Below are 11,740 nucleotides of genomic sequence, written 5' to 3'. Positions count from 1 at the left end.
GGCTTGGTATGGCTGAAATAAATGCAAAAAGTATATTCTCCCTGATAAAGACCTCTGCTTCCGAGTTCATGGACAACAACTCGTTCCGGCTGGCGGGGGCCCTGGCGTTCAATGCCATCTTCTCAATTCCGCCGCTCCTGATCATCATCATCCGGTCCGCTGGCTATATATGGGGCGAGGCGGCAGTGTCAGGGGAGTTGTCGAAGCAGATAGGGAGCGCTATTGGAGCCGGAGCCGCCAAGGAGGTCGAGAATATCGTGCAGAACGCGGCCACGAACGAGTCGGGCGGCATCGCCTTCTGGATAAGCATCGGGGTGCTGATTTTCGCCTCCACCACCTTTTTCGCCACCCTGCAGGAGTCGCTGAACAGTGTCTGGAACCTGAAGCCGAAGCCGAACAACAGTTTTGTGAAGATGCTGAAGGTGCGCCTGTTCTCGTTTGGCATCGTGCTGAGCATCGCGCTCCTGATGCTGGTGTCGCTGGTGCTGAGCACGGCCATTTCGGTGCTCAGCGGCTACCTCTCCAAGATATTCCCCGATATAGCCGTCTTCTTTATCCGGCTGGTCGATTTTGTGCTTTCCGCCGGCATCATCAGCGTGCTGTTTGCCCTGATCTATAAATACCTGCCCGACGCCAACATCCGCTGGAAAGACGTCTGGGTTGGGGCCATCGTCACGGCGCTGCTTTTCGCGCTGGGCAAGTTCCTGATCAGTTTCTACATCAGCACCAGCGACCCGGGCTCGGCCTACGGCGCGGCAGGCTCCATCATCGTCATCCTGGTCTGGATTTATTATTCGTCCCTGATCATCTTCTTCGGCTCGGAACTGGCACAGCAGTACGCCGACAAGTTTGGCCAGCACATCCGCCCGAAATCGCATGCCGTGTTTGTGGAGCTGCGGGAGGTACGGGACGAGCCGCACGACACCAAAAGCGGCAGGCCAAGGCCGCAGGGACGCTACGAACCGAAGTAGTGGAATCATAACCCCCGACTCGGCTGGCCCTATATAAAGAAGCCCCTGCTGTAGCTACAGCAGGGGCTTCTTTATATAGGGCGACAGGTTTTAAACGGCCTGCTTCTCTTTCACGGCCAGCTGGCCGCAGGCGGCGTCGATGTCTTTGCCACGGCTGCGGCGCACGTTCACCTGCACCCCGCGGTCGGCGAGGTAGTAGATAAAGTCCTGCCAGCGGGCCTCGTCGGTGTTCTCGTAATCCGCATTCTCTATCGGGTTGTACTCGATGAGGTTGATTTTGCAGGGGATGATCCGGGAGAAGCGCAGCAGTTCCTCCGCGTCCTGCAGGGTGTCGTTGAAGTTGTTGAACACGATGTACTCGTAGGTCACCTTGCGTCCCGTTACCTCGTGGTAGTGCTTCAGCGCGTCGGTCAGGGCCTCCAGCGAGTTGGTTTCGTTAATGGGCATGATCTGGTTGCGCTTCTCGTCGTTGGCCGCGTGCAGCGACAGCGCGAGGTTGGCCTTCACGTCATCGTCCGCCATCTTCCGGATCATCTTGGCGATGCCAGCCGTGCTCACCGTGATGCGGCGGGCGGCCATGCCCAGCCCGTCGTGCGCCGTGATGCGCTCGATGCTCTTCATCACGTTGGCGTAGTTCAGCAGCGGCTCGCCCATGCCCATATACACAATGTTGCTAAGCGGCTCACCGTACTGCTTCAGGCTTTGCTCGTTGATGCGCACCACCTGGTCGTATATCTCGGCGGCATCCAGGTTGCGGATGCGGTCCATGTAGCCGGTGGCGCAGAACTTGCAGGTAAGCGAACAGCCTACCTGGCTGCTCACGCAGGCCGTCTTGCGCTCGTTGTGCGGAATCAGCACGCCCTCCACAATGTTATTGTCATATAGCCTGAAGGCCGATTTGATGGTGCCGTCTTTGCTCAGCTGCTGCGTGGCCACCTGCACGCCGTTGATGGAAAAGTGCTGCTCCAGTTTCTCGCGCAGCGCCAGGCTCACGTTGTTCATCTCCGCAAACGACTGCGCCGAATGCTTCCAGAGCCACTCGTACACCTGCTTGGCACGGAAAGGCTTCTCCCCCTGCTCCACCAGCCACGCCTTCAGGTCGTCGAGCGTCAGTTTCCGGATGTCTTTCTTATTTAAAATATCTATGTCTGCAATCAATGTCATGCTGCAAAGGTACGGTTCTGTTTCTATAACTGATTATCCAAAAGGAGGAAAGCCTATACATGGCCGGACTCCGGTAAGCGGCAGTAAAGTTTCCTGTAAACGGCGCGCCTGCTGGCTTTTACCCCCACAAAGGTAAACATAATTCAAGGGCTTTCGTTCACGGCTGGCCCGCCTTCTCCCAGGAGAAACACCAGGCTGCCATTTTATATCCCCCACCCTATAGCCTGTATATGCACCGTTACGATACCCGCACCCGCGAGGCCGCCACTTTAAAGATGATATATAAAGCGGCGAAGATGCCCATTGCCACCAGGGCCCACACCTTTTTCCGGTTTTTTTCCTCGTAGTAGTCACGCTCTGCCTTTGTAGTTTTCAGGCGCTGCTTCGTCTCCCGGTGCGCGCTGCGCTCCACCGCCAGCGCTGCGCGCGCAGCCTCCGCCTTCGCCAGGCTTTCCTGCAGCAGTTGTTCCTTTTCTTTGATGGTCTTCTGAAAGAAAGAGACATCCGGGCTTTCCACCGCAGCCTGAGGCATCCGCACTCTGCGCGGGGCTGGTGTCTCAGGCTGGGGAATGGGCTCGCCTTTGATGAAGAGGGGCACGAGCACTGGCTCTTTTTTGATGACGATGCTGTCCTTGGCCGGGAAATCTTTGGCGGCTTTTGCGGCGTACCACTCCCGGTTCTGCTCCAGCCAGTCCGAGACGATGGCCTCGGCGACTGGCTGGTTTTCGGCCTTCTCCAGGTAATCCTCCACCTTCCGGGAGGTGACGCAGGAGCACAGGAGCAGGGGTGTCAGCAGCAGCAGGTGTCTTATGAGTGGCTTCATGCTTTGGCAAATCACTGGGTTTTGTTACTCCCTTGCGTCAGAGGCCGGGCACATCCTGTGTACGTTCGGGAAATTGTGTTGGCCCATTTTTATATATAACGAAAGCGCACTTTCAATTTTTCTCTTTGAGGAGACGGAACGACAAAATCATCTTCCATACGGTCAGGTGTTTCCTTCCTAACGCAGGAACTGAAATTTCAGGCGCCTGCCGCTAGCCTCGCTTTCACGCCAGCGGGCAGCGGCATCAGTTTCCGGGCCTTGTAATCAAAGCACAACATGCCGGTTTTGGCGCGCGCCACCTCCCTGCCGTGCTGGTTCAGGACGTGGTAGGTCACATCGAAGCCATATTTGTTCAGGTCATCAAAAGCCATTTTTATATATAAGGTGTCGCCGTAGAAAGCTTCGCCTTTGTAGCTGATGGCCACATCGGCCATTATCAGGCCAGCACCGCCCATGTCCAGCTCTCCGTAGCCGAAGTGCTGCAGCAGTTGCATCCGCGCCTCGTGCAGCAGGGAGAGCAGCGCGTCGTTGCCCAGGTGCGCGCCGTAGTTCAGGTCAGTGATGCGGATAGGAATCCTGGCCTCGAAGTGTACGTGTCCGGGTATGTCTACCTTTACTCTGCCCATAGGTTGCTGGTTTGATGAATGAATAGTTTGATTGCTAAATGGTTGAATTGCCTACTGGTTGAATTGTTAAACTGTTGAATGGCTCATAACCGGGTATGTAGCTTTATCCGACAACAACCATTTAACCATATAGCCATTTAACCATTTATCCATGCGGCAATGTAGCCATATAACAATTGATGTTTATCAAGAAATTAGTAGCATATTCGGCTTCCATATATTGCAGGCAGGCCCGTACAATGCGTATCTTTGTAAGGTAACATAAAAAAGATGCACCTCGAAATTCGACAGACCAAGGACGGCTCTAACACCCTTTACGTGGCAGACCTGAACGAGCATTATCATTCCGTGCACGGGGCCCTGCAGGAGTCGCAGCATGTGTTTATAAAGCACGGGCTGGAGCATGTGCTGGAGAGTAAAAAGGATATAAAAGTGCTGGAGGTCGGTTTCGGCACGGGCCTCAATGCCATCCTCACGTTTCCGGTGGCGCTGGCGCAGAAGGCCTTTATCCAGTACGACACGCTGGAGAAGCACCCGCTCAGCGCTGAGGTGGTGCAGCAACTGCAGTATGGGCAGTTTATCCTGAACCCCGAGCTGCTCGATTACTTCCGCCAGCTGCACGACAGCCCCTGGAACGAGCCGGTGGACATTATCCCGTACTTTACGCTGCAGAAGATACACGAAACGCTGGAGGAGTTCGTCCCGCCGCGCTCTTATTACGATGTCATTTACTTCGACGCCTTCGCCCCCGAGAAGCAGCCGGAACTCTGGACGGACGCCGTGTTCGAGAAACTGTACAAGGCCACCCGCCCCGGCGGTGTGCTGGTGACGTACTGCGCCAAGGGCTCTTTCAAGCGCAGCCTCAAAGCCGCCGGCTTCGAGGTGGAGGCGCTGCCCGGCCCTCCGGGCAAGCGCGAGATGACGCGCGGTGTGAAGCCGGTGGTGCTGTAGCCCGTCTCTGCCTTACGTACTTGCCTTTCCTGCCGCTGCATATATGGCCGCAGGCCGGGCATATAACCTTGCCCCTACACGTTCCGTCTAAGGTAACACAACATACACCACACGCATGGCATCAGGATTTTACGACTTATCGGCCACGTCGCTGCAGGGCAGGGAGGTGCCGATGGAGGCATATAAGGGCAAGGTGGTGCTGGTGGTGAACACGGCCAGCAAGTGCGGCTTCACGCCGCAGTACGAAGGCCTGGAAACGCTTTACCGCAGGCACAAAGACGAGGGGCTGGTGGTGCTGGGTTTCCCCTGCAACCAGTTCGGCAACCAGGAGCCGGGCGGCAAGGAGGAAATCGAGGAAGGCTGCCTGATCAACTATGGCGTCAGTTTCCCGATGTTCGACAAGGTGGACGTGAACGGCCCCCACGCGCACCCGGTGTTCAGGTACCTCAAGTCGGAGCTCGGCGGCATCCTGGGCAGCCGCATCAAGTGGAACTTCACCAAGTTCCTGATCGATGCCAGCGGCAAGCCTGTGAAACGCTTTGCCCCCATCACCAAACCAGAGAAGCTTGAGCCATATATAGCGAAGCTGCTGGCAAAGACGCAAAGCTAAACCTCGGGCTCCGCTGTCCCCCCCTTCCCGGAAAACCTGCCGCCACCTCGCCTGCGTACATATAACGTTGCTTTCAGGGTTCCTGCCCTTGTGCTTAGCCCCTGAAGCAGCGAAGCGTTTACCCTATTGCCATGCGTTTCAGGAGGTCTACTTACATGATGGCGGCCGTTATGCTCCTGCTGCTCGCTGTGCGGGTGGCCCTGCCCTATCTCGTGAAAGATTACGAGAACAAAACGCTGGATGCGCTGCCCGGCGACACCGGCCATGTGGCCGACATTGACCTGCACCTCTACAGGGGCGCCTATACCATCGACAACCTGGTGCTGGCAGAGGAAAACGGAAACCCGGAGTACCCCTTTCTGCAAATCCCCCGAACCGATCTGTCTATTGAGTGGAAATCCCTTTTTAAAGGAAAGCTTGTGGCGGAAGTGGTGATGGAGCAGCCCCGCATGAACCTTGTGGCGGCGACAGACACCGCGCAGCAGGCCACGCAGGACGACTGGACCAAGGTGATGAAAGACCTGATGCCCATCACCATCAACCGTTTTGTAATCAACAACGGGCGGGTGGCGTACCTGGACTTCAGCGCCAGCCCGGACGTAAGCATGCATGTTGAAAACCTGCAACTAGTGGCCCTGAACCTGGCCAACGTGGCCGATTCGACCACGGCGCTTCCCTCTGCGGTCACGGCTTCCGGGCGCTCGGTTGGCGGCGGCCTGCTGCGGGTCTACATGCAAGGCAATTTCCTGAAGAAAATCCCCGACCTCGACATGCGCCTGAAACTGACCGGGGTGGACCTGACCAGCCTGAACGACTTCATCAGGGCCAGCGCGAAGTTTGACGTGGAAAGGGGCCGGCTGGATATATACAGCAGGGTAAAGCTGACGGATGGCCAGCTGGACGGGTTCGTGAAGCCTTTCCTGGAAGAGGTAAAAATACTGAACTGGGAAAAAGACAAAAAAGAAGATGGTTTTCTTCACGCCGCCAAAGAGGCTGTTATTGGATTGTTCGCGGAGGCAGCCGAAAATCAGAAAAGAGATCAGATCGCCACGCAGGTGCCCATCTCTGGCAGCATCAACAACCCCGGCACCAGCACCTGGCGCACGTTCGTGAACATCCTGCGGCACGCCTTTATCGACGCTTTCCACAAAAGCCTTGAGAATGAGGCAGGAAAAGCAAGAGACAGAGAGGAAGACGAAAATTAACATCTCCCTTCATAAATTGAGTTTTGCCTGCAGCAACCCTCCTCATACGGCCTCAGAAATTACCCATATATAACGTAACCCATAAAACTTTATATGTAGAAAAGAATATTGCACAGCAGCCATATTTAGGAACAAAAATATTAGCAAACTTCAAAATAAGCATGTTCTTTTGAAGAGACAGAGCATCTATAACTTAATTAATCCTATATGAAGACGCTGCTTAAAAAAGTTGTCAAAGCGTGCCAGCCCCGGTATGAGGTAGTCTTTACTTCCTACCAGATCATTCCGGGCCTGCCTGTGAACAAGAATGAGTCGAAGCATGCTTTTGGCAGGGGCGAGTCGAAGGAGGCGAAGGAATTTTACACGAAGGTGGTTTCTTCTGACTTCACCAAAAACCTGTCGCCGGCCGAGGTACACCTGCGCAGAATTTACCTGCGGGGCAAAACCATCGAGCAAACCCAGTTTGGCCCCGTGGCCGACCTGAACAAGTTTAAAATCGTCTATAACAAAGCCAAATAACCAGCGCCGCTACTGCTGTGCAAGCCTCTCCCGGCAAAACTGGGAGGGGCTTATTTTTTGCCTTCCCCTGCCGGCCCATATATACCCTCACCAAATTCAGCACCAACTTAAGCCACTGCAGCACAGCCTTTTACCCATTATCCGCACCGCCGCCGCTAAACCTATTGCCCGCGCTGGCGTTGTTAGCCTTATCCCGCTCTTCCGAAGTGGAGCCTATAGAGAACCTATCACACAAAGCAGACATGGAATACAGAAAGATTGCAGACTCCGACCTCCGCGTATCCGTCGTTACGTTCGGCGCCTGGGCAGCCGGCGGCTGGATGTGGGGCGGCACAGAAAGAAAAGACGCCGTTCAGGCCATCAGGGCCTCTTACGACCTCGGCGTCACCTCCATCGACACGGCCCCCATATATGGCCAGGGCATCAGCGAGGAAATCGTGGGCGAAGCCATCAAGGACCTGCCCCGCGACAAGGTGCAGATCCTGACCAAGTACGGCATGCGCTGGGACCTGAAAAAGGGCGAGCTCGCTTTTAAAAGCAAAGACAACAGTGGCCGCGACATTGACATACACCGGTATGCCGGGCGCGAGAGCATCATCAAAGAGTGCGAGGACAGCCTGCGCCGCCTCCGAACCGACTATATCGACCTGTACCAGATCCACTGGCCCGATGTGACTACGCCTATCGGGGAGACGATGGAGACGGTGGCCCAGCTGATAAAGGAAGGCAAGGTGCGCCACGCCGGTGTCTGCAACTACAACGTGGCGCAGATGCAGGAGGCGGAGAAGTACGTGAACTTGGTATCGAACCAGGTGCCCTACAGCATGGTGAAGCGCGACATTGAGGCCGAAGTAGTGCCTTACTGCCTGGAAAAAGGCAAGTCTATACTGGCTTACAGCCCGCTGGAGCGCGGCCTGCTGACGGGCAAGATGAAGCCCGGCCACCGGTTCGGCGAAGGCGACCACCGTGCCAACCTCTACTTCTTCCAGGACGAGAACCTGAAGCGCACCAACGCGTTCCTGCAAAAGATAAAGCCACTGGCCGACGAAAAGGGTGCCTCACTGTCCCAGCTCGTTATCCGCTGGACGGTGGAGCAGCCGGGTATCACCATCGCGCTGGTCGGTGCCCGCAACGCAGATCAGGCCACACAAAACGCCAAGGCACTTAACGTGAAACTGAGCCCGGACGAGATCAGTTTTATAACCGAAGAGCTGAACAAGCTGGAACTGGTGAAGCCCGCAAAGGTATAATCTCAGATTTTTATATATGGAAAAGGCAGCTGCTATATATGGTGGCTGCCTTTTTTTCTTAGCATACCCAATCATAAACCCATCTGCTTTTTGATTGCAAGCCAATCACGCGTATGCCACGCATTGCGCTGGACCTGCTACTCCGCACCCATCCATGTGCGTACATTACGGCAGAAAATGCTACCTTCACCAATATTTACCTCCACTGAAGCTGAAGCACATACTCCCGTCCATATATATGAAGAGAGCAGCCATCGTTGTTGTACAAGCCTTAGGGACCTTCTCTATACTTGCTACTGCGCTGCCCCTGCTTGACATTGAGGAATGGTATGTGCGTGTATTTGATTACCCTCGCCTGCAACTTGCCGCTTTAGCTTTGCTCTGCCTGCTGCTTTACCTTTGGCTGGGCAGCAGGCGCCGCAAGCGCGACAAGCTGCTCCTTGCCGGTCTGGGCGTTGCTATCATATACCAGGCTGTCAAAATTTATTCCTATACCCTGATGGCCCCTGAGCAGGTGAGACAGGCACAGCAGCAGGACAGCACACAAGCAGACGAGTTGAGCATCCTGGTATCAAACGTGCTCATGAGCAACGAGGACCATAGCAAGCTAATGGCGCTCGTCCGGCAAAAGACCCCGGATATTTTGCTGCTGCTGGAGTCTGACGCGGCATGGCAGAAAGCCCTCAAACCAGTTACAAGGAAGTACCCTTACCGGGTAGAGATACCGCTCCACAACACGTACGGCATGCACCTGTACAGCCAGCTGCCTTTGCGCCAGAAAAGGGTCGACTACCTGCTGGAGGAGGACATCCCGTCTATCAAAACCTATGTAAAGCTGCGGAGCGGCATATGGGTAGAACTGCACGCAGTACATCCCAAGCCCCCGGTGCCCACCGAAGCGCCTAACTCCAAGAAACGTGATGCCGAGATTGTGCTGGTGGCCCGGGACATAGCGGACTCAAAGTATCCGGTGGTGGTGGCCGGTGATTTCAACGACGTGGCCTGGTCGCGCACCACGGAGCTTTTCCAGGAAGTGAGTAGCCTGTTGGACCCGCGCGTGGGCAGAGGGCTTTACAGCACCTTTAACGCGAATTACCCGCTGCTGCGCTGGCCCCTCGACCACATCTTCCACTCCGATCATTTCAAGCTGTTGCAGATCGAACGGCTGCCCGACATCGGCTCAGACCACTTCCCGATGTACATCAAGCTGAGCTTCGCCCCAGAAAACAAGTACGAGCAGGAAGAGCCGGAGGCCGATGAAGACACCTTAGAGGAAGCCTCTGAAACGATACAGGAAGGATTTGAAGAGGTCCGGGAGGAGAAGTAGCTACTGCTTTGCAGGCCACACCCCCTCCGGCATCACCACCGCGTCCAGCGGCACGTCAAAGGCATCTGCATCGGCTATATGTTCCACAGGCGGCTCCAGCGACAAACCTATCTTCAGCACATCCGGGCGGCAGTCGGCGAGGAAGCGGTCATAAAAGCCTTTGCCGTAGCCTACGCGGTGACCTGTTTTATCGAAGGCTAACAAAGGGATCAGCACCATATCCACAGCGTCGGCATATATAACCTGCGCCTGCTGCGGCTCGGGTATTCCCCAGGTATTTTCCACCAGCACGGCCTCGTCTGTCAGGTGGTGGTGCGTCAGCATGTTTTGGGCAGCGTCTGTTACCGGCACAGCCACACGCACCTCGGGGTGCTCCCGCCGCAGCCGCTCGATGATGGGCCAGGTGTTGACTTCGTTGTTTCTGAGGATGGGCAGGAATATATGCACCGTTTGGCCCGCCTGCAGCGGGAAGTAGCGGAAAAACGTATCGGCGATGCGCTGGCTGCGCTGCTGCACCTCCTCCGGCGGCAGGGCCCGCCGTTGCTGCAGCATCCGTTTGCGTAGCTCCGCCTTCTGCATCACGCCTCCTCCAGTACCGTGAATTTGAACTCCAGCGGGTCGAAGGCCTCTACGAGGGCAGGGATGAAATCAGGGTTGTTGGTTTGGTAGGTGAGCAGGTTGTCGTGCCGCTCCTGCAGGCTGCCGCCCGGGAACAGCTTTTCCTTCAGGTTCTCCAGTTGCTTAAAGGTCTGCTCATGTTTGCTGTCGCGGGCTTTGGCTATCTTCTTCTCCAGCATCTGCAGCGAGTTATAAGCTTTCTGCGCCTCGGCGCCCACGGCTTTCACCAGCGTCGGGTCCACCTCGCCCGCCAGCTTCTCTACCCCGGCGAAGGCGGCGGCCACGGCTTCGCGCTGTGCCTCCAGGTTTATTTCGTCTTCGTGCAGTTGGTCCGACAGGTGCTTTTTCAGTTCGGGGTAGTCCATGAACATGTCCTCTGGCTTCAGGCCTAATTTATGCATGCGGCTGGCGTTGCCCCGGTTTATATATAGCCCGGAGTTGCGGAGCATCAGCACCGGGAAAGCCACCTCGTAGGCCTCAAACAATTTCTTTAACTGGAACCAGTAGGCCACCTCTGCCCCGCCGCCTATATAGGCCAGGTTCGGCAAAATCAGCTCTTCGTACAGCGGCCGCAGAATCACATTCGGGCTGAAACGCTCCGGGTGCTCCTGCGCCTCCTGCAGTACCTCCTCGCGGCTAAAGCGGATGTCGGTGTTCAGCACTTTATATAGGCCGTCCTCCTGCACCATCCGCTCCCGCAGCCCGTCCTGCAGGTAAAACAGGTTGATTTCGCGGGAGTACACCTGCTGCTTGTAGCTCAGCTGCTCCAACTGCGCGTTCACCTCCTCCACCAGCCTGTTCGACAGTTGCTCGGTCAGTTCTTTCTCCACCACCGGTGTCAGCGCCTTCTTCAGCTCCGCGTGGTCGCCGTCCACGCTCACCAGGCCATATTCCCCGAACAGGGCATGCGTGATGGCACGGGTGGCGTCTGCCAAGTTTTTGCTGTGGCGGTAAGCGTCTTCAAAAATGGGGTAAGCCTCCGGCAACTCGTCCAGCACCTTCTCCAAACCCTCCGTCGTGAAGCGGCCCACGGCGCCCGCCTGCTCCGTCTCCCACACATACTTTTTCCCGAACAGGCTGAAGTGGTTGATCTCGGCGAAGTCATGGTCTTCGGTGGCCATCCAGTACACCGGCACGAAGTTATAGTCCGGGTATTTCTCCTGCAGTTGGGTGCAGGTGTTGATGGCGGTGATGATTTTATATATAAAGTACAGCGGGCCGGTGAAGATGTTGAGTTGGTGGCCGGTGGTGATGGTGTAGGTGTTCGGTTGCCGCAGCAGGTCGATGTTCTGCTGCACTTTTGGGTTGATGTCGGCGATGGATCTGTACTGCTCCTGCAGCGCCCGGTGCAGCGTCTGCCGCTGCGTGTCGCTGAAGCTTTTCTCTTTCAGCTGCGCCTCAAACGCCTCTACGGTCGGGAAGCGGTTGTAGAAGGGCCGCAGCCGCTCGTCGCGACAAAGGTAATCGGCTATGGTTTGGGAGAAGGCGCCGGTCGCGGCGTAGTCAAGCTTTGTTATCTTCATGGTGGATACTTCCATCTACGTGTTTGCCTGGGGTATAGCCTCTTTAACAGCTAACCCGGAAATGTGTTGCAGCCCTCTGTGATTTTCCGGCTACGGCACAAAGTAACGGCTTTATTTCTTTGTCTGAATCAGGATTTTCAGGATTTTTAGGAT

At 55.9% G+C, this 11,740-nt stretch carries 12 protein-coding genes; 7 read left to right on the top strand and 5 right to left on the bottom strand.

Annotated features, from left to right (window positions below):
• Positions 1–8 precede the first annotated feature (8 nt).
• Positions 9–971, top strand: coding sequence for a YihY/virulence factor BrkB family protein (locus tag GSQ62_RS11915; protein ID WP_161889707.1), 963 nt, complete (start codon positions 9–11; stop codon positions 969–971).
• A gap of 90 nt (positions 972–1,061) precedes the next feature.
• Here GSQ62_RS11915 and rlmN read toward each other — a convergent pair whose 3' ends face one another.
• The 3 genes from rlmN to GSQ62_RS11900 all read right to left on the bottom strand — a co-directional run bounded on the left by rlmN (position 1,062) and on the right by GSQ62_RS11900 (position 3,584).
• Positions 1,062–2,135: a 23S rRNA (adenine(2503)-C(2))-methyltransferase RlmN gene (gene rlmN / locus GSQ62_RS11910; protein ID WP_161889706.1), complete on the bottom strand. Its 1,074-nt coding sequence runs from the start codon at positions 2,133–2,135 to the stop codon at positions 1,062–1,064.
• Between the two features lie 238 nt (positions 2,136–2,373).
• On the bottom strand, positions 2,374–2,958 hold the full coding sequence (locus GSQ62_RS11905; RefSeq protein WP_161889705.1) for a hypothetical protein: 585 nt from the start codon (positions 2,956–2,958) through the stop codon (positions 2,374–2,376).
• A gap of 197 nt (positions 2,959–3,155) precedes the next feature.
• A complete protein-coding gene (locus tag GSQ62_RS11900) occupies positions 3,156–3,584 on the bottom strand; it encodes an acyl-CoA thioesterase (protein ID WP_161889704.1) in 429 nt (142 codons plus the stop codon).
• Between the two features lie 270 nt (positions 3,585–3,854).
• On the opposite strand from GSQ62_RS11900, the gene mnmD reads away from it, so the two are divergent.
• The 6 genes from mnmD to GSQ62_RS11870 all read left to right on the top strand — a co-directional run bounded on the left by mnmD (position 3,855) and on the right by GSQ62_RS11870 (position 9,446).
• Positions 3,855–4,535: a tRNA (5-methylaminomethyl-2-thiouridine)(34)-methyltransferase MnmD gene (mnmD, locus tag GSQ62_RS11895; RefSeq protein ID WP_161889703.1), complete on the top strand. Its 681-nt coding sequence runs from the start codon at positions 3,855–3,857 to the stop codon at positions 4,533–4,535.
• 115 nt (positions 4,536–4,650) lie between these two features.
• Positions 4,651–5,145 (top strand): glutathione peroxidase, encoded by a 495-nt coding sequence (locus GSQ62_RS11890; protein ID WP_161889702.1) that lies wholly within the window; start codon positions 4,651–4,653, stop codon positions 5,143–5,145.
• 155 nt (positions 5,146–5,300) lie between these two features.
• Positions 5,301–6,350 (top strand): DUF748 domain-containing protein, encoded by a 1,050-nt coding sequence (locus tag GSQ62_RS11885; protein WP_161889701.1) that lies wholly within the window; start codon positions 5,301–5,303, stop codon positions 6,348–6,350.
• Between the two features lie 207 nt (positions 6,351–6,557).
• Positions 6,558–6,869, top strand: a complete 312-nt coding sequence (locus tag GSQ62_RS11880; RefSeq protein WP_161889700.1) for a hypothetical protein — start codon at positions 6,558–6,560, stop codon at positions 6,867–6,869.
• A gap of 242 nt (positions 6,870–7,111) precedes the next feature.
• Complete coding sequence (locus GSQ62_RS11875; protein ID WP_161889699.1) at positions 7,112–8,119, top strand: aldo/keto reductase; 1,008 nt, start codon at positions 7,112–7,114, stop codon at positions 8,117–8,119.
• 238 nt (positions 8,120–8,357) lie between these two features.
• Positions 8,358–9,446, top strand: coding sequence for an endonuclease/exonuclease/phosphatase family protein (locus tag GSQ62_RS11870; RefSeq protein ID WP_161889698.1), 1,089 nt, complete (start codon positions 8,358–8,360; stop codon positions 9,444–9,446).
• On the opposite strand, the gene GSQ62_RS11865 is transcribed toward GSQ62_RS11870, so the two are convergent.
• Both GSQ62_RS11865 and bshC read right to left on the bottom strand, forming a co-directional pair.
• Positions 9,447–10,025, bottom strand: a complete 579-nt coding sequence (locus GSQ62_RS11865; RefSeq protein ID WP_161891426.1) for a 5-formyltetrahydrofolate cyclo-ligase — start codon at positions 10,023–10,025, stop codon at positions 9,447–9,449.
• Entirely contained in the window at positions 10,025–11,587 is a 1,563-nt protein-coding gene (gene bshC, locus GSQ62_RS11860; RefSeq protein ID WP_237586605.1) for a bacillithiol biosynthesis cysteine-adding enzyme BshC, read from the bottom strand. The genes GSQ62_RS11865 and bshC overlap by 1 nt, the downstream gene beginning before the upstream one ends.
• Positions 11,588–11,740: the final 153 nt, after the last annotated feature.

The sequence above is a fragment of the Pontibacter russatus genome, from assembly GCF_009931655.1.
Lineage (GTDB): Bacteria > Bacteroidota > Bacteroidia > Cytophagales > Hymenobacteraceae > Pontibacter > Pontibacter russatus.
This window is presented reverse-complemented; position numbering and strand designations above follow the sequence as displayed.

What these genes read in the sequence shown, in the direction of transcription:
- GSQ62_RS11915 (WP_161889707.1), top strand. Translation starts at nt 9, where the DNA reads ATGGCTGAAATAAATGCAAAAAGTATATTCTCCCTGATAAAGACCTCT.
- rlmN (WP_161889706.1), bottom strand. Translation starts at nt 2,135, where the DNA reads ATGACATTGATTGCAGACATAGATATTTTAAATAAGAAAGACATCCGG.
- GSQ62_RS11905 (WP_161889705.1), bottom strand. Translation starts at nt 2,958, where the DNA reads ATGAAGCCACTCATAAGACACCTGCTGCTGCTGACACCCCTGCTCCTG.
- GSQ62_RS11900 (WP_161889704.1), bottom strand. Translation starts at nt 3,584, where the DNA reads ATGGGCAGAGTAAAGGTAGACATACCCGGACACGTACACTTCGAGGCC.
- mnmD (WP_161889703.1), top strand. Translation starts at nt 3,855, where the DNA reads ATGCACCTCGAAATTCGACAGACCAAGGACGGCTCTAACACCCTTTAC.
- GSQ62_RS11890 (WP_161889702.1), top strand. Translation starts at nt 4,651, where the DNA reads ATGGCATCAGGATTTTACGACTTATCGGCCACGTCGCTGCAGGGCAGG.
- GSQ62_RS11885 (WP_161889701.1), top strand. Translation starts at nt 5,301, where the DNA reads ATGATGGCGGCCGTTATGCTCCTGCTGCTCGCTGTGCGGGTGGCCCTG.
- GSQ62_RS11880 (WP_161889700.1), top strand. Translation starts at nt 6,558, where the DNA reads ATGAAGACGCTGCTTAAAAAAGTTGTCAAAGCGTGCCAGCCCCGGTAT.
- GSQ62_RS11875 (WP_161889699.1), top strand. Translation starts at nt 7,112, where the DNA reads ATGGAATACAGAAAGATTGCAGACTCCGACCTCCGCGTATCCGTCGTT.
- GSQ62_RS11870 (WP_161889698.1), top strand. Translation starts at nt 8,358, where the DNA reads ATGAAGAGAGCAGCCATCGTTGTTGTACAAGCCTTAGGGACCTTCTCT.
- GSQ62_RS11865 (WP_161891426.1), bottom strand. Translation starts at nt 10,025, where the DNA reads ATGCAGAAGGCGGAGCTACGCAAACGGATGCTGCAGCAACGGCGGGCC.
- bshC (WP_237586605.1), bottom strand. Translation starts at nt 11,587, where the DNA reads ATGAAGATAACAAAGCTTGACTACGCCGCGACCGGCGCCTTCTCCCAA.